This window comes from Ensifer sp. D2-11 (assembly GCF_054161295.1).
Genome location: NZ_CP096433.1, coordinates 960,345 through 977,019 on the forward strand (window position 1 = coordinate 960,345; position 16,675 = coordinate 977,019).

17 protein-coding genes are annotated in these 16,675 nt (G+C 63.1%); 11 read left to right on the forward strand and 6 right to left on the reverse strand.

Going from position 1 to position 16,675, the window contains the following annotated elements:
- Positions 1 to 40: 40 nt before the first annotated feature.
- From nthA to M1D34_RS04580, 3 genes are read left to right on the forward strand one after another with little or no spacing between them, the layout of a single operon-like run.
- Complete coding sequence (gene nthA, locus M1D34_RS04570) at positions 41 to 682, forward strand: nitrile hydratase subunit alpha (RefSeq protein WP_498780892.1); 642 nt, start codon at positions 41 to 43, stop codon at positions 680 to 682.
- The gene (gene nthB / locus M1D34_RS04575) at positions 679 to 1,338 is read left to right on the forward strand and encodes a nitrile hydratase subunit beta (RefSeq protein ID WP_498780894.1); all 660 of its coding nucleotides are present in this window, start codon (positions 679 to 681) and stop codon (positions 1,336 to 1,338) included. Before nthA ends, nthB begins: the two co-directional genes overlap by 4 nt.
- Entirely contained in the window at positions 1,325 to 1,711 is a 387-nt protein-coding gene (locus M1D34_RS04580; protein ID WP_318880231.1) for a nitrile hydratase accessory protein, read from the forward strand. The genes nthB and M1D34_RS04580 overlap by 14 nt, the downstream gene beginning before the upstream one ends.
- 19 nt (positions 1,712 to 1,730) lie before the next feature.
- Here the strand turns inward: M1D34_RS04580 and M1D34_RS04585 are convergent, their stop codons facing one another.
- From M1D34_RS04585 to M1D34_RS04595, 3 genes are read right to left on the reverse strand one after another with little or no spacing between them, the layout of a single operon-like run.
- Positions 1,731 to 2,540, reverse strand: coding sequence for an anti-sigma factor family protein (locus M1D34_RS04585; RefSeq protein ID WP_003533846.1), 810 nt, complete (start codon positions 2,538 to 2,540; stop codon positions 1,731 to 1,733).
- A complete protein-coding gene (locus M1D34_RS04590; protein WP_003533844.1) occupies positions 2,537 to 3,091 on the reverse strand; it encodes an RNA polymerase sigma factor in 555 nt (184 codons plus the stop codon). The genes M1D34_RS04585 and M1D34_RS04590 overlap by 4 nt, the downstream gene beginning before the upstream one ends.
- Positions 3,075 to 3,449 carry a COG4315 family predicted lipoprotein gene (locus M1D34_RS04595; protein WP_003533842.1) on the reverse strand — a complete coding sequence of 125 codons (375 nt, stop codon included), beginning with the start codon at positions 3,447 to 3,449 and terminating at the stop codon, positions 3,075 to 3,077. Before M1D34_RS04595 ends, M1D34_RS04590 begins: the two co-directional genes overlap by 17 nt.
- A 234-nt stretch (positions 3,450 to 3,683) precedes the next feature.
- Between M1D34_RS04595 and M1D34_RS04600 the strand changes: the two genes are divergently transcribed.
- Positions 3,684 to 3,938 (forward strand): toxin-antitoxin system TumE family protein, encoded by a 255-nt coding sequence (locus tag M1D34_RS04600; protein WP_498781690.1) that lies wholly within the window; start codon positions 3,684 to 3,686, stop codon positions 3,936 to 3,938.
- The gene (locus M1D34_RS04605) at positions 3,935 to 4,294 is read left to right on the forward strand and encodes an HVO_A0114 family putative DNA-binding protein (RefSeq protein WP_027992346.1); all 360 of its coding nucleotides are present in this window, start codon (positions 3,935 to 3,937) and stop codon (positions 4,292 to 4,294) included. Before M1D34_RS04600 ends, M1D34_RS04605 begins: the two co-directional genes overlap by 4 nt.
- Positions 4,295 to 4,300: 6 nt before the next feature.
- Here the strand turns inward: M1D34_RS04605 and M1D34_RS04610 are convergent, their stop codons facing one another.
- On the reverse strand, positions 4,301 to 5,389 hold the full coding sequence (locus M1D34_RS04610; RefSeq protein WP_498780898.1) for an AbrB family transcriptional regulator: 1,089 nt from the start codon (positions 5,387 to 5,389) through the stop codon (positions 4,301 to 4,303).
- Positions 5,390 to 5,638: 249 nt separating this feature from the next.
- Between M1D34_RS04610 and M1D34_RS04615 the strand changes: the two genes are divergently transcribed.
- A complete protein-coding gene (locus M1D34_RS04615; RefSeq protein ID WP_498781692.1) occupies positions 5,639 to 6,766 on the forward strand; it encodes an ATP-dependent DNA helicase in 1,128 nt (375 codons plus the stop codon).
- A 225-nt stretch (positions 6,767 to 6,991) separates the two neighbouring features.
- Here M1D34_RS04615 and suhR read toward each other — a convergent pair whose 3' ends face one another.
- Positions 6,992 to 8,893, reverse strand: a complete 1,902-nt coding sequence (gene suhR, locus M1D34_RS04620) for an RpoH suppressor SuhR (protein ID WP_498780900.1) — start codon at positions 8,891 to 8,893, stop codon at positions 6,992 to 6,994.
- A 391-nt stretch (positions 8,894 to 9,284) separates the two neighbouring features.
- Between suhR and M1D34_RS04625 the strand changes: the two genes are divergently transcribed.
- From M1D34_RS04625 to M1D34_RS04645, 5 genes are read left to right on the forward strand one after another with little or no spacing between them, the layout of a single operon-like run.
- The gene (locus M1D34_RS04625) at positions 9,285 to 12,359 is read left to right on the forward strand and encodes an ATP-binding protein (protein ID WP_498780902.1); all 3,075 of its coding nucleotides are present in this window, start codon (positions 9,285 to 9,287) and stop codon (positions 12,357 to 12,359) included.
- The gene (locus M1D34_RS04630) at positions 12,343 to 13,572 is read left to right on the forward strand and encodes a YcaO-like family protein (protein WP_027992342.1); all 1,230 of its coding nucleotides are present in this window, start codon (positions 12,343 to 12,345) and stop codon (positions 13,570 to 13,572) included. Before M1D34_RS04625 ends, M1D34_RS04630 begins: the two co-directional genes overlap by 17 nt.
- 7 nt (positions 13,573 to 13,579) lie before the next feature.
- Positions 13,580 to 14,362 (forward strand): TfuA-like protein, encoded by a 783-nt coding sequence (locus M1D34_RS04635; RefSeq protein WP_027992341.1) that lies wholly within the window; start codon positions 13,580 to 13,582, stop codon positions 14,360 to 14,362.
- 33 nt (positions 14,363 to 14,395) lie between these two features.
- Positions 14,396 to 15,580 (forward strand): gluzincin family metallopeptidase, encoded by a 1,185-nt coding sequence (locus tag M1D34_RS04640; protein WP_127598676.1) that lies wholly within the window; start codon positions 14,396 to 14,398, stop codon positions 15,578 to 15,580.
- Between the two features lie 21 nt (positions 15,581 to 15,601).
- The gene (locus tag M1D34_RS04645; protein WP_027990078.1) at positions 15,602 to 16,297 is read left to right on the forward strand and encodes a hypothetical protein; all 696 of its coding nucleotides are present in this window, start codon (positions 15,602 to 15,604) and stop codon (positions 16,295 to 16,297) included.
- A gap of 21 nt (positions 16,298 to 16,318) precedes the next feature.
- On the opposite strand, the gene M1D34_RS04650 is transcribed toward M1D34_RS04645, so the two are convergent.
- Positions 16,319 to 16,672 carry an EF-hand domain-containing protein gene (locus M1D34_RS04650; RefSeq protein WP_010969693.1) on the reverse strand — a complete coding sequence of 118 codons (354 nt, stop codon included), beginning with the start codon at positions 16,670 to 16,672 and terminating at the stop codon, positions 16,319 to 16,321.
- Between the last annotated feature and the right edge of the window lie 3 nt (positions 16,673 to 16,675).

A 16,675-nucleotide genomic window follows, 5' to 3' on the forward strand; every position in this document is an offset into this window, starting at 1 on the left:
AATGCATTAAGATCAGCAGCCTTCTGTAGAGGAGCCAGGAATGTCCGAACATCATCATGGGCATGGCGACGATCACGGCCATCACCACGACAACCACCTGACCGACATGGAAGCCCGGGTAAAAGCGTTGGAGACGGTGCTGACGGAAAAGGGTTTGATCGATCCTGCGGCGATCGACGCGATCGTCGACGCGTACGAGACGAAGGTGGGACCGCGAAACGGCGCACGCGTCGTCGCCAAGGCCTGGAGCGATCCGAGTTTTGCCGATTGGCTGAAACGCGACGCGACCGCGGCGATCGCCAGCCTCGGTTTTACCGGGCGCCAGGGCGAGCACATGCGTGCGGTGTTCAACACGTCCGAGACGCACAACCTCATCGTCTGTACGCTGTGCTCCTGCTATCCCTGGGCAGTGCTGGGGCTGCCGCCGGTCTGGTACAAGGCGCCGCCCTATCGTTCGCGCGCCGTCATCGATCCCCGCGGCGTGCTTGCCGAATTCGGGCTCGAGCTGTCGGCTGAAAAGAAGGTCCGCGTCTGGGATTCGACGGCCGAGCTCCGCTACCTCGTCGTGCCCGAGCGGCCGGAAGGGACCGACGGCTTCGGCGAGGACGCCCTGGCGGAGCTCGTGACGCGCGATTCCATGATCGGCACCGGGCTCGCCCTTTCGCCGGAGGATGTGCGATGAACGGTCCGCATGATCTCGGCGGCCAGCATGGCATGGGCCCGATCGCTCCGGAACGCAATGAGCCCATTTTCCATGCAGAGTGGGAGAAGCGGGCGCTCGGCATCACGCTTTCCTGTGGCGCTTTCGGTGCCTGGACGCTGGACGAAAGCCGGCACGCGCGCGAAAGCCTGGCCCCGGCGACCTATCTCTCCGCGAGCTATTATGAAATCTGGACTCGAGCCCTGGAAACGCTTCTCAAGCGCCATGGCTTCGTGACGCAGGCCGAGCTCGATGCCGGCCATATGCTCGACAAGGGGCGGGAGCCGAAACGGGTGCTCACAGCGGACATGGTGGCCGGCGTGCTCGCCAAGGGCGGGCCATGCGACCGGCCGGTCGAAGCGCCGCCGCGCTTTGCCGCCGGCGACAGTGTGCGTACGAAGAACTTCAATCCGGAGAGCCACACGCGCCTGCCGCGCTACGCCCGCGCCCGGACAGGCGTGGTGGAGGCCGTGCAGGGCAGCTTCGTCTTCCCGGACGACAACGCCCACGGCAAGGGCGAGAACCCGCAATGGCTCTACACGGTGGTCTTCGATGCCGGCGAGATCTGGGGTGAGGGCGCGGACCCGACGCTTACCGTCTCCATCGATGCCTGGGAGAGCTATCTTGAACACGCTTAGATCGACGCCTGCTCTTCCCCGTTCCCCGCTTCTGGCTTCGGCGGAACTGCCGAAATCGCGCGAGGGCGACCCCGTCTTTGCCGAGCCCTGGCAGGCGGTAGCCTTCGCCATGACCGTGCGGCTTCATGAGCAGGGCGTATTTTCATGGAGCGAATGGGCGGAAGCGCTTTCGGCCGAGCTCTACAAGCCCGGCCGCAGGGCGGACGGCAGCGACTATTACGATTGCTGGGTTGCGGCGCTGAGCCGCCTGGTGACGGAACTCTCCATCGCTTCCGGTCCCGAACTGGAAGCGCTGGTCGGCAGCTGGCAGCGCGCAGCGGAAGCGACGCCGCACGGAACGCCGATTGCGCTCGCGAACGATCCTCTGCGTTGAAGCATCACCCGCCGTTCCATCAAGAGCTCTCTGATCCCTCGAACTGGCGATAACATTCGTCGGCAACCTTCTGCAGCAGCTCGCGCGGTACTTCGCCGGTGACGGCATAGCCGATTTCACCGTCGATCCAGTAGAACGTCTCGACATTTCCCTGGCTGGCGATCCGGAAGCTCGTTTCGCGGTTCTCGGTGTTGCGGCCGAGAAGCACCGTCAGCCGCCCGCCGGTCCCGTCTTCATACATCAGCATCGCGCCTGCCTTGCCATTGACCGGGATGAGCCGTCCTCCGACGAGCGAGAAGCCGAGCGACGAAAGATCGGGGATTTTCAGCGCGTAGTCGAGACGCTTGCCGAGCCATGTGGCGAGATGATCCCGCTCGCCGGCGCCGACCTCCACGGGGTGGCGCACTTCGCTGGCATAGATCAGGAAAGCCGACTGCGCCTGCCGGGGGAGAGCCTCGGAGGCCGCGGCGGCCAATTGCGATTGCGGGACGATGAGATCGCGTGCGTAGGCGCCGGCGAGCGCGCCTGCCGCGAAGATCAGAAATCCGGCGGCGAGGCGCCGCAGCGTGGGCGCGGGTGATGCGAGACCGGTGCTTCCTCCCGAACGGCGGGCCGTTACCAACGCGCGATCGTTCTCGCCGCTGCGGGCATAGGAGGCGAAATTCTGTTTCAGTGCCGCCGCCTGGGCCTGCCACTGGCGCACCTCTTCGCCCCTTGCCGGGTGCCTTTCCAACCAGGATGCGATGCGTTCGCGCTCCGGTGGGCTCAATTGGCCATCCACATAGGCGTGCAGTTCGTCTTCGGAGACGGTTTCGAATTCGTCGGTCATTTCGGTCTCCGCAGGGCGATCACGTTATCGTCCTTCATCGCTTCGGCAAGCTGGCGGCGGGCCCGGGAGAGGCGGGACATCACCGTCCCGATCGGGATTTCCATCATGTCGGCCACGTCCTGGTAGCGATAACCCTCTATGACGACGAGCATCAAGACGGCTCGGTTGTCGGCCGAGAGCCGCTCGAGCCCGCGCATCAGGCGTTGCCGCTCCAGGGGATCCGCATTGTCCTCCTCCGCACGAAGGCCGAGCGCCTCGTCGAACTCCACTTCGGGATGCTGGGCGCGGCGGCGGTGGCCGTTGCGGAAAAGATTGGTCATGATGGTGAAGGCCCAGGCGCGCAAGTTCACGCCCCGCCATTGTTCACGTCTTGCGAGCACTTTCTCGACGCAGTCCTGCAACAGATCTTCGCCGTCGGGATCGGAGTGGGCGAGGCTGCGCGAATAGCGCCTGAGCGCCGGCATCAATTCCAGGACCTCTTCCTCGAAAGCATCAGGGGCGGCGGGATCGGCCCGCGCCCCTGTTTCCGGACCGTCAGGGCCGTGCGACATCCCATTCGCCCTTCACCCCGTCGCCGGTAACGTCACCCATCTTCTCGTCCTTTACCCAGAAATAAAGCGGCATTCCGTCCTTCGCCCATTGCTTGGTGCCGTCCTTTCGCTCAACGATCGAATAGGCACCCTCGGCCGCTGCATCGCCTTCCACCATGAAGGGCGGCCAATTCTTGGCGCAGGCATCATAGCAGGCGGAGACGCCTTTCTGGTCGTCCTTGTAGGTGTAGAGCGTCATTCCGTTCTCGGCGGCGAGCACAGGGCCTTTTTCTGATTCGACCGTTTTCACCGGCGGAGCGGCGAAGGCGGCGGCGGCCGTGCCAAGGGAAATGGCGATGGTCAACGCAAGCGTTCTCATGGGTTTCCTCCTCAAGATGTCTTCAACGCAGAACCTCGCACGGGCGGGTTCGAGGATAAGACACGGAGGGCTATGGATTTATTCCCGGCGCGAGTGACGATACGGACAAGCAGGAGCTTGCCGCCTTCGGACCACGCGGACGCGGTGACGCAGGTAGATCGATGGCGCTGGCCGGGTTTTCCGCGCGGCTGGTCCCTTTCGACAAAGGAGTGTTGTTTCCGTTGACAACACAAAATTCCGTTGTTAAGCGAAGAGGCGTTCTTTGAAATCGTCATTTGGCAGGTTCCCGCGCCGGTTCCGGGCAGCGCTCACCTGTACAAGTATCGGCTCGCCCTCGTGGTGAAAGGCGAATGTGTTCTCCGTTACGACAATGAGCGAGGCAAAGGCGACCATCGCCACGTCGGAGAGCACGAGGAGCCAATTACCTTTTCATCGCTGGATGACCTCCTGATCGCTTTCCAGCAGGACATTGAAAGGATGGCCCTATGAATACACTCATTGTTCGGTTGGGCGGCATGGACGATATCCGCAACAGGATCGCAGTTGCCGCCAAGCTCGCCTCGGAGGGAAAAGACCCCGAGGCCAATTCCACTCTCAATTTCGCCAGTTATGAGGATATGCACCGCATCCTCGCCCCGTCCCGTCTCGCTCTCGTCAAGACATTGGCCGGACAGGGCGCATTGTCGATCAGGGAACTCGCGCGTCGTGTCGGCCGCGATGTGCAGGCCGTTCATCGCGACGTAACCACTCTCATCAATTCCGGCGTTGTCGAGCGTTCCGACAAGGGGATCGAATTTCCCTACGAAAATATCCATTTCGAGTTCGACGTAAGAGCCGCCGCTTGAATTCATTCACGCCCGGTCGGCGACGAAGCGGGCGAGGACGGGGCCGATCAGCGTGATTATGAGCAGACGGGCCGTCTGCAAGGCCATCACGAAAGGAAGATCGACATTGCTGGAGGCGGCGATGACCGCGATCGAATCGAGTCCGCCGGGGCTGGTCGCGAGATAGGCGGTCAGCGGATCGATGCCCGCGACCTTGATGAGCAACAGCGCAAGAAGACCGGAAAAGGATATCAGCACGACGATGGAGACGATCGTCGGCATCAGGGCGCGGCGAGCGTGCGCCAGAATTGCCCGCGTGAAGCCGAGGCCGATATTCCAGCCGAGCATCGCGAAAGAGAGCGCCAGCAGCCATTGCGGCAGTTCGATCGTAAGCGTTCCGGCAATGTTGAGGGCCGAACCGACGGCAAAGGGCACGAGGAAGGCGCCGGCCGGCACACGCAATATCTTGCCAAGGAAGCCGCCCGCGATTCCGATGGCGAGCGTCATGAAGAATGGCAAACCGGCAATCGGGGCAAACCAGTGAGTTGCCGTTTCGGCTTCGACGCCGCTCACCCAGAGATGGGACACGATGGTCGCAGTGCTGGCAACGAAGACGACGCGCAGATATTGCATGAAGGCGACGAGCCGGGCGTCCGCGCCATAGGCATCGGCCATCAGCAGCATCGTCGAGGCAGCGCCTGCCGACGAGCCCCAGATCGCGGTCGTGCCCGGCAGGATGCCCATCCGGGTGATCGTCCAGCCGCAGAGCGTGCTGACGCCGATCACCGACAGAATGATGGCAAGAAAGAGGAGCCAATTGCCGGAAAAGGTCACGAGAAGATCGGGGCTCATCGAAGCGGCGATCATCATCGCCAGCACGACCTGAACGCAAAAAAAGAGCTGTCGCGGCAGCCGGATCGTTCCGCCATTCATGCCGACGAGCGCACCGGCGATCATCGGCCCCATCAGCAGGCCCGCGGGAACTCCGATCATTTCGAGGACGCCGGCGAAGATGGCGGAGAGCAGGGCCAGCAGGCACCACTGCCAAACGGCGGACAGACGTCCCAGTCCGCCGTTCTTGGGCAGCATCGGGGTTGAGGGCTGTTCCGGCTTCAAGGTCTTCTCCGGCGGGCGGCGCGGCTTCCTGCACACTGTATGCAGCGCACCGTTGGTAGCAGGATCGGCCGCCCCAATTCAAGGTGCAGTGCAAAAAACTGTGCCACAGCCCGTTTTGCCGGAAGTTGGCCGCAAAGTCGGTGATTGCGCACGTGTGGCCGCCGCATGGCAGCGCGCCTCACGAGCTTCGTCGGCTGGCCGGCCAAATCCGCACTTGCGCCGGGCGGCCGAATCCTGACACTCAAGGTCATGCAGTTCGCTCCGCAACAGGATGAGGCCCTGAAGGCCGTTTCGCAATGGTTGAAGGGAGGCCGTTCTCAGCTCTTCCGGCTGTTCGGCTATGCCGGCACCGGCAAGACCACGCTCGCCCGCCATTTCGCAGAAAATGTGGATGGCGAGGTGGTGTTCGCCGCCTTCACCGGCAAGGCCGCGCAGGTGCTGCGCTCCAAAGGAGCCACGAACGCCAAGACCATCCACTCGCTGATCTACCGCCCGCGCGGCGAGGAGGAAGTGGAGGACGAGGAGACCGGCAAGACGTCGATCGCGCCGATGTTCGCGATCAACCGCCAGAGCCCGGTCGCGAAAGCGGCGCTGATGATCGTCGACGAATGCTCGATGGTGGACGAGGCGCTCGGCAAGGATCTGATGAGCTTCGGCACGCCGATCCTCGTTCTCGGCGATCCCGGACAATTGCCGCCGGTTTCCGGCGGCGGCTACTTCACCAATCACGAACCGGATTTTCTCCTGACGGATATCCATCGCCAGGCGAGGGACAACCCTATCATCCAGCTCGCCATGCAGGTGCGCGAGGGCAAGGAGATCATGCACGGCGACTACGGCACCGCCCAGGTCATCTCCAAGGGGCAGGTGACACAGCCTCTGGTGCTGGAAGCCGACCAGGTGCTGGTCGGGACCAACAGGACGCGGCGGCGCTACAACCAGCGGCTTCGCGAACTGAAAGGCTTTACCAGCGAGTATCCGCAGTCCGGCGACAAGCTCGTATGCCTTCGCAACGATCCGGCCAAAGGCCTGCTCAACGGCTCGCTCTGGCAGGTGATGAGCTCGTCCAAGGAGACGGTCAAGCCAGGGATCAACCTGATGATCCGCCCGGAAGACGACGACATGGATCGCGGCGCCGCCAAGATCAAGCTCCTGAAGGCGGCTTTCGAGGACGTCGAGGGCGAAATCCCCTGGTCCACGCGCAAGCGTTACGACGAGTTCGATTACGGCTACGCGCTGACCGTGCACAAGGCCCAGGGCTCGCAATGGAACAACGTCGTGCTTTTCGACGAGAGCTGGGCTTTCCGCGATACTCGCGAACGCTGGCTCTACACGGCGATCACACGCGCCGCGGAGCGGTTGACGATCGTGCGGTGAGGCCTCGGCCTTTCTTCATGCCCCAGTGGTTTGCCCTTACCCCACTAGGGATTCGCCCCTCAACCGCCTGCCGGCACCTTCTCCCCGCAAAGCGGGGAGAAGGGACAAGCGGCATGCACTCAGTCCCGATGAACTCGAGCGTGCGCCGCGAGTCTCCTTCGCCCCGCTTGCGGGGAGAAGGTGCCGGCAGGCGGATGAGGGGCTGTCGCGCGGTCGTTCACTCTTTCAATAAGTCGGTGCGATCTGCAATTGCGGCAGCGGCCGCGGCGCGGTCTTCGTCAGGTCGGGGCCTTCACCGCTCCATTTCTCTCCCTCACCGATCAGCTTTTCGAGAAGCCGTGCCGCCTCTTCGCGCTCCGCCTTGCTTGCGAAGCGGTAAGAGGGCGGCTTCGACGTGGCGTCGTGGGCGAGCGCATAGGCGGGCTCGTAATCGGGGATTTTCGGCCGGTAGGCGTCGCTCGCGGCAATATCGATGGTGTAGCGCTGGAGCGCCGAGGCGAGATTGCGCCACCGGATCCAGTAATGGTTCTCGAAGGAGAACCGTGCGAATGCCTCGCCGGCGGCCGTGCCTTTTTTCGAGACGGCCGCGAGGACCTCTTTCGACATGGCGAGGTTCAGGCCGCCTTCCTGCGGACTCAACGAGACATGGACGATGCGTTCGCGATGCCCGGGCGCGCGTGACTGGAGGAGATCGCGCCAATTCTGCATGGTCGCGACAATCGCGAAGACGAAGGCGCAGAGTTCGTGGACTGCCGACTTGCGCGCAATCGGCTGATAGTGCCGCTGCCATCCCTGCCGGTTGTTCTCCGGCAGAAAGACCTCCGGCCGCGAGCCGGTATCGGAGGTCTCCGGATAAACGAGATTGATGGCGAAGGTGGGCCACCGCGGCAGCGCTCGGTCGAAGAGGTGGATCGGGAAATTGCTGCTGATGCCGCCGTCGGAGAACCAGCAGATCCGGAACGCGGCGGGCCTCGCCCTGCGCTTCTTGCCGCCGGTGGTCAAGGCTTCCGTGCTGTCCAATACGGTCTTCTGTTCGTCCTCGTCCGAAGTCGTATCTTCGGCTTCGTTTTCTCCGTCGGATCCCGGCAGGCTTTCGCGGCGGGCCGGCTCATACAGCGGCACCGCGCTGATCAGGAGGGGGAAACTGAGGCTCATGCGTGTTGCGACGAGGACCGGCATGTCGGCGCCATGCGGGAGCAGATAGTAATCCTCACCCGCCACGGTGACCGGCTCCCCGGCCTTCTCTACCATCCAGTCGACGACGACCTTCGGAAAAAGCGCTTCGAATTCCTTGCGCCGGAACCAGAAAAGCGCGCTTTCGAACGGCAGGCTGCGCGGCTCCTGGTGCGATAGGCCAGTCGTGATCATCTTCAGGGTAACGGCCCGGTCGGAGCCCGGTTCGCCGGGGTAGCGCTCCGCCGCCCAAAGATCGTCGAAGGTGAGGGGCTGGCCCGAAGCCTTGCCGGACAGTGCCTGCAGGGTTTCGTGAAGCCAATCGGTCAAGACCATCCTTGGCCGGCGGGCGGGCTGATCCGGTGCCGTGCCGGTACAGAGGCCCATCAGATTGCGGCGCAGGACACGAGCGATGCGCAGTACCGCGAACACCGCCCCTCCCAGATAGGCGCAGATCGCAGCCGGTAAAGCTGCGGCTATCATGCCTGTTTGCCCCCCGACAGCATAAGCAAGACCCGCGAGTGCCGCGAGCAGCAGCAGCGTTTCGACGGGGGCGATGCGAACGACGCTTCCAAGAAGCGCAACGCCTTTGCGAAGAACGCCGGTGTTGCCGGCGAGTGTGACGAGCAAGCGGAATGCCTGGCCTGCGCCGGCCGCAGGCTGGAGGAGGTCCTTGATGAAGCCGGGCGAGGCGAGATTCGCCGATGCCTTCGCAAGGCCTTCGAAACCGACGCGCTCCTCCGGTTGAGCGATCGCCGCCTTCATCTGCTTCCGCCGGTCTCCGACTGCAGCCGCCGCACAAGCCGCAGCTGCGATCGCTCCGGCCGACGTGCCGCCGATATTCTTGAACCGGTAGTCCCGCGCAAGCGCCAGAGCGGCGTTCGGGTAGACGATACCGCTGGTGATGCCGCCCTTCATGACGAGATCGCAGTATTTCGCGGGAGTGCGTGCCATCGATCGTCTCCTGATGCAGATCTGACGAAAAATCATCCTCCAGGCGCCGGGTGCCTGCGCCGTCTTTCTTTTCAAGGTTGCGCTCAAACCGTGCGGCAATCCAGTACCGCCTGCGATTACGGCATTGTCTTTGCAACACAAGAAGGCGCGTCCTAACGCTCATCGAAGGGGAAAGGTTGCCCGGTTGCGCGTTTTGCAACTGCCCGCCGATTGACATTGATCTAACGGGCCATCAGCCTTCCCCGAGTCGGTCCCGACACCGCGTGCAGTCAGGGGTGATATTTTTCGCACGTCAGGTCGGGATCACGTCGGAAAATGCGAGACAGACAGGTCGCCCATAAGCAGCGCCGCGCGTCTGAGCGGACCTGGCTGGCGAATGCGGGAGTGGTGCATGCTGCGCGAGAGCCGGACAAACACACCACGGCGAGCGGCCGAGCGCGGGAAGCGCCCGGGTGGTTCTTCCGTGCGTGGCGGCGAGCGGCGTATCGTCACGGCGCTTTGCTATGATCTGGTCGGGTCGACCGATCTGATGCACGTGATGGATATCGAGGATTACCAGGAGCTGATGTCCGCCTTTCAGCTTGCCTCGAAGCAAGCCATCGCATCGCATTCCGGTGTGATGCAGCACGAGGCCGGCGACGGCGGTGTTGCGCTCTTCCCGATCGAACTCGAGGCGAAGGACGCCGCCTCGCTCGCAATCCGCGCGGGGCTCGGGATCGTCGAGGCCTGCAAGCGCGTCGGCCGCGAGGCAGGGCAGGACGATCTGCAGGTCCGCGTGGGCATCGCCACGTCCGTTGCCCTCGTTCTCGAAGGATCCCGCGAAGGCTGGACTCGCGAACCGGTCACAGGCGCGGCCCTTGCCATGGCTGCCCGGCTGCAGGCCATCACGGCGCCGAACAGCGTTCTGGTCTCCGAGGAGACACGCCATCTTGCAGGCAGATCCTATGCCTTCGTGTTTCAGGGCAGCAAGGAGCTCAAGGGCTTTGCAGCGCCTGAGAAAGTGTGGCGCGCGCTCGGTCATAAAGTGGGGGTGGACCGCTTCTATGCCTTCGGACGGATGGGCGGGCCGCTGATCAACCGTGAGAACGAACTGAATACCATCGGGAAGCTTTGGGATGGCGTTCTTGCGGGACAAGGCTCCGTGGTCCTGATTCAGGGGGACGCCGGCATCGGCAAATCGCGTCTTCTCAGGGAAATTCGCAGACGGACGCGCGCGAAGCGTTCCAAGCTTCTCTTCTTCCAGTGCCTGCCCGGCGGTTTCCGCTCGACCCTTCATCCTCTCTTGAACAACCTCCCGGAGGCGGTGTCGGGGAGCGCAGGGCAGATGGGTCCGACGGCCGCCGCCGTGGCGGCGCTGTTCGAACGCAACGGCATCAGGGATGCGGAGGTCGTCGACGTCTTCTCCTACCTGCTTGGGGCGCAGGGTAGCCGTCTGCAGTCGAACGAAGATCCGAAGGCGATTCGCGAGAAGGCTCATCGAGCCCTGCTCCGTGCATTGGAAGCCGTGTGCCGACGCGGGCCGGCGGTGGTGGCTGTCGAGGACGTCCACTGGATCGATCCGACATCCCGTGACCTGCTTGGCGAAGCTGCGAGGATCATTGCAAAATTTCCCGTCTTGCTCGTTACCACGTCGCGCCCTTCCTATGCTTCGGAATGGCTCGACGCCGCCAATCCGACGCGGCTTGCGTTGCGGCCGCTCGATTCGGATGAAACCAGGCTGGCGATAAAGGCAAAATGGCCGGAGCACCGCCTGGCGTTGCTTCCCGATCTCTTCGACGCGACCGAACGGATATCCGGCGGCGTTCCCCTCTTCATCGAGGAGATCTGTCAATGGGTGTCGCAAAATGTCGAGCCCGAAACGATGCGCCTGTCGGAGAGCGCCAACCCGTCGCATGTGTCGGCGTTCGAGTCGATATTGGAATCCCGCCTGCAGCAGTTGGGTACGGCCAGGGAGGTCGCGCGCGCGGCGGCAGTCGCGGGCACGCAGGTGACGCTGCCGCTGCTCCGGGCTCTTTTGCCGGATTTCGGCAAGAGCGCGCTTGCGAACGCAGCCGATACTCTCTGCGAGACGGGATTCCTGACGCGGATAAGGGTGCCGGGGCGGACCGCCTATGGCTTCCGGCATACGCTGATCCAGGAGACGATCTACAACGCCGTGCTGCGCAAGCAGCGGCAGGTGCTGCATCGGCGGCTCTTCACAGCAGTCAACCAAAAGCGTGGCATGGCGGCCTGGATCGATACCGGCGCGCTTGCCGAGCATGCGGAAAGGGCGGGGCTTGTCGAAGAGGCTGTCCCCTTGTTCATCGCCGCGGGAAAGGAGAGTTCGAGCCGGTCCGCAATGATAGAGGCGAGGCAATTTCTGGAGCATGCCCTGGATCTCTGCGGCCAAATGAGCGAGAGCAACACCGCCGAACCTCTGAAGCTTTTGGCGTTGACGGCCCTCGGTCCGATTTTGATAGGAACGGTCGGCCTGAGTTCCGAACCCGCGCGAAGGCTTTATGAGGACGCGGTGGAGATCGCCCGGCGACGACCGATGTCCGAGCAGTCCCAATGGTTTCCGATATATTGGGGTTGGTGGCTCACAGGACAGGACTTCCGTGTCATGCACGACCGTGCCCTAGAGGTGCGGTCGATGCTGTCGAAGGCCAACGAGCCGGAAATTCAGCTTCAGGTCAATCATTGCATCTGGGCGATCGATTTCAATCTCGGCCGTCACCGGGAAACGCAGGATGCGATCAAGGCCGGCCTGGCGCTCTATGACGAGAAGCGCGCCAAAGAGAGCCGAACGGAGTTCGGCGGGCATGATGCGAAGGTCTGTGGCCTCGGCCAACTCGCGCTCTCCCTATGGCTCACGGGGCGCACGAAGGCCTCGGACGCGGCGCTATCGAGAATGATCGCTTTCACGGACCGGATCGCGCATGCGCACAGCAAGGCACACTCCCTGGATACCGAGGCGGTGTCTGCCTTTTACCGGGACGATTTCGCGGGGCTCGCCGAGGTTTCGGCGCGAATGGCGGATTTCGCCAAGAGGCACAAGATGCAGTCCCTGTCCGGTCAGTCGCTTCTCTTCAGCGGGTGGGCCGAGGCGCACCGCACGGGCCTTGCGAGTGGCCATGCGAGATTTCAGAACGGTCTGTCGCTTCTGCGCGAACTTGGGGCGGTGGCGGATCTGCCGATCTATCTCTGCATGCACGCTACCTTGCTGGGTCTGGCCGGCAAGATCGAACCGGCGATCGAGGTCGTCAACGAAGCGATCGGCAGGGGGGAGGAAACCGGCCACGCCTATTGGCTGGCGGAGTTGCACCGGTGCCGCGCAATTCTGCGGGCGCGGGCAGGCGAGCGTAAGGATGCCGTCGCTGCAGATCTGCGCTGCGCCGTTGAAATCGCGGAAAGCCAGGGGGCGACGGCGCTCACCAGGAGAGCGAGGCATTCGATGCGGGAGCTCGGCATTGTTATCGGGCGCTGAACGAAACGGTGCGAAATCGAACGACGGCGCACGCGCGGCCCTCGCTGATCTCCATGCCTCGATCGTTTCCGCGCGGAAGGCGCCCTTTTCGGATCGCCCGATCGAGGGGAGTCTGGAGCGCTGTCTCGCCGCCCTGGCGCCACTCTGCCGCCGCGCCCGCATTACGCGGCTGGGCGACCTGACGGGCCTCGATCGGCTCGGCCTGCCGGTGATGCAGGCCGTGCGACCCGCCGCGCTTTCAGAGGTCACATCTCTCGGACGCGGTCTGTCGAGGGCCGAGGCGGCAGTCGGCGCGCTGATGGAATCGCTCGAGCGTTATTTCGCCGAGGCCATTCCGGCGGAGCGGACCTTTCTGGCGACGGCCGACCAACTCGAAGTCACCGATGGCCTTTTCGAAAACCTCGTGGTTCCCGAATGGCGCGGGAAATGGCGGCAAAGGACAATTGCCTGGATCGAAGGTATCGATGTCGTCGGCGGCTCAGCGTACCCGGTGCCGCTGGAACTTGTGCATACGCGCTACAGCGAACCGCAGCCGGCCCATGACGGCGCCTTTCTGCGGACGACCACCGGGCTTGCCTGCCATACGAGCCGCCATGGCGCTTTCCTGCACGGATTATGGGAATGCCTTGAACGGGACGCGATCGCACGCGCATTCGGAACGCACGGCTTCTTCGACCGGTGGCGCATTGCGCCCTGCGGACTCGGTGACGGGGTGGATCATATCCGATCGCTCGCGGGCGCTCGCGGAATATCGTTTGCACTGTGGCTCGCTCCGTCGCCGGCGGCTGTTCCCGTCGTCTGGTGTCAGACGGTCGAGGCCGGGCACGGGGAGCCAATCCTTGCGCTGCCGACGGAAGGCTACGCCGCCGGGCCAAGCATCGAAATGGCGGCGGCAAGCGCAATGCTGGAGGCGCTCTCGGCCAGGGCAGGGGCGATCTCCGGCGCGCGTGACGACCAGACGAGGGAACATTACCGCAGGAGCACCGATGCCGCGGTGGCGAAGGCCCGCGAGCTCGTCCTCGCCGATGCGGCGTCGAAGCCCGTAGAGGCGACGTACGCGAAGATTCCGGACCCCGGTACATTGCTAGACCGGGTGGTCGAAGCCGGTCTTGGACCTGTGCTGGCCATTCCCGTGGGCGTCGACGAGGAGGCGGGCGTCCATTGCGTGCGAACCGTTCTTCCCGGAGCCTCTCCCTTTTTCGTCCTGCGATGAGTGTGTGATGGCCGGCCGAGGCGACAATCCGATCCTGGTGTTTCTCGGTCCGACCCTTCGTCTTTCCGAGGCGGAGAAAGTCCTCGACGCGATTTATCTGCAGCCGGCCGCGCAGGGGGATGTCCTGCTTGCGGCACATGCCTTTCGCCCTCGGGCCATGATTCTGATCGACGGGCAGTTCGAGGACAGACCGGCTGTCCGGCACAAGGAAATTCTCTGGGCGATGGCGCAAGGGATCGTCGTCATCGGCGCCGGCAGCATGGGCGCACTCAGGGCCGCGGAGCTTGACGCTTTCGGCATGATCGGCGTCGGTCTCATCTACAGGTGGTATCGACGCTTCGGACGTGGTCCTCTTTCCAGCCCTGCGCCCGACGATGCGGTCGCCGTACATTCGGGACCGCCGGAACTCGGCTTTCTGCCTTTGACGGATGCCCTTGTCGACCTGCAGCGAACCTTTTCCGCGTGGTCGCGCCTCGGTGCTGTCAGCCCTTCGGAACGCGACCGCCTTACAACTCTCGCGCGAGACATGAATTTTCGGGAGCGCTCGCTTTCTGCGGTCTTGCAGGCCGCGGGCTGGGCTCAAGAGAGAAGCAGGGAACTGCGGCAGCAGATGATCGGACAGAAGAGGCACGACGCGATCCTGGCACTACAGCAAGCGCCAACCCTTCTGGCGCAGCATCGTGGCACAGAGCAAGATGGCGGCTGGATCGCGACGAACACCTTCCTCCGCGACCTGGAGGCAGGCGGCATTGACTCGAATTTGGTGAACACCTATAAATTGAAACCATAATTTAGGCATTTTCATTCCGGGGGGCAGTGTGCGATGCGTCTGCTTCGAGACGAAGCCCTCGAGTCCGGCGATTCACGCCTGGGCACGCGGTTCTGGATTTTCCCTCAGCCACCATTCATTCCGGGCTATGAAAAACCGGACCGCGTCTGGCTGCCGATACCGAGGGACGAGATCGGCGAAGGGCCGAGCGACGCGACGATGTATGTCGTCGATCCGCTCGATGACAAGGAACCCTACGGCTTCGACCGGCTGCCGCCGTTTCACGGCGCCGCCCGCGCACCGGTGGGACCGGGTCCGGATCTGCATTTCGACAACCTGTCTCCCGACTCCCGGGCGTTCCTTCCGGTTCATGCCTATGCGTGCGTGCATTTCGTTCTCAACATCTGGCAGAGTTATCTCGGCAGACCGGTCCGCTGGTTCTTCGACCAGACCTTTCCGCGGCTCGAGATCGTTGCCTTCGTGAACTGGGACAACGCCCAGGCAGGCTACGGCTTCCTGGAGCTTGGCTGTTCCGACATCGACGGAATAAGGCGGCCCTACGCGCTCAATTTCGACACCATCGCTCACGAAACCGGACATCTCATCTTTCTTTCGGAAACCGGTATCCCGACGGCTGTGTCGCGCGGAAACGACTTCTTCTCCTTTTCCGAGGCCTTTTCAGATCTTGTGTCGCTGATCTCGTTCCTGCACTTCGATTCCGCGATCGACAGGCTGCTCCGGCGGACGAAAGGGAACCTCCTGCTCTACAACGAGCTCAACCGCTTCGCCGAGACGAGTCCGGAAACCCAGATCCGTCTCGCCACGAATTTCCGCCGCATGTCCGAGGTTACGCGCGAAGTGCATGACCGCGCACTGCCATTCGTGGGGGCGATCTTCGATTCGATCGTGGAACTCTATCACCGCGAGCTCGTGGCACGCGGCTGCGCCGACATCCGGCTGCTCGATATCGACCTCCGGCATCTGGAGCAGGATGATTTCGACCGGTTCCGTGAGACAACGGCGGAGGCTTTCCGGATCAAGCCGATGATCTTCGGACTTGCGCTACGGTCGGCCCGCGACGCGGTGGGGCAGGCCCTTGCAGCTTCGCTGCGGTCGGTCAATCCAGACACCTTGCGGCTGGATCAGGCCGCGGCCGCTATCGTTGCGGCTGCCGATGGAACGGCCGCCGGAGTTCTGGAGGCGAATTTCGCATGGCGTGAAATCATCAGCTCGAGATAGGGGACAGAAAAGGAGAGGAAGATGAGCAATTGCAGCAGCCATCCCGGTGTGGGCAGAGAGCCGGACGGCCTGTCCGGACCAGTCTACGATACGTACAATCCGAGCGAAGTACGCCTCTACGGGCGACCGGCAACGCGAGAAGAGATATTCAAGATCACGGACGAGCAGATCCGGCAAAGAATCAAGTCGTCGCTACGCGAAACTTCGCTTCGGGACGAAGACCTGAATACGCTCGTGAGAATAGTGAAGGAGGCGGCGATCGGAACGGTCGACAACGACGTTCTCGCCGGTATCTTAAAGCAGCAGATCGTCCTCGCCATATTCGATGATGAGCTGAAGTTCAGTCAGCTTCCGGTCAGCGTCAACATACCGGCGAAGAATTTCGAAAAGGGCGGCGAGCGATATATCAAGAGCATCGGCGTGATATACGGCTATGCCTATGAGGGGCATTGCTACAAGTTGCCGAAGCCGCAGATCATGTATCTGCCGGAAGAGCCGCGCGAGATCCTCGGCGGGGATTGCGGATGCGACTGCGGATATGTTCCCGAACTCGGCTATGCCGTATGGCAGATCGACAAACTCGAGCGCGTCATTGCGCTGGACGTCCGCTCCGACGACGTGAAGACCCTGGTTCTCGACGAGAACATGCCCGGCAGCCGGTCGCCCATGGCCTATGCGCAGGTCATGGCGCTTGCTCCGCAACGGCATCGCGACTGAACCGTCGAGCGGCGCCGGTGCCTATTGCAGGCTGCCGTCGCCGCTTCTGTCGGCCGATTTGAAGTCGGCCATGACCCTGTTCAGGAACTCGGTTTGGCTAAGCTTCCCGTCGCGATTGGCGTCTGTCGCGGCAAACTGCTGCGCGTTCAGAACCTGCGCCACTTCTTCCGAGCGCAGACTTCCGTCCTTGTTCCTGTCCAGGTTCCCGAAGGCCGAGGTCATGAAGGCTTGGTATTCCGGCCGGTCGACGGCCCCGTTCCCGTCACGGTCCAGCCGATTCATCTGGCCCTGGTTCATGGCCATCGGCTGATCCTGCGCCGCCGCTGCAATCACCTGGGAAAGCGCGAACGCCGCCACGAGGACTGGTCTTTTCATCAC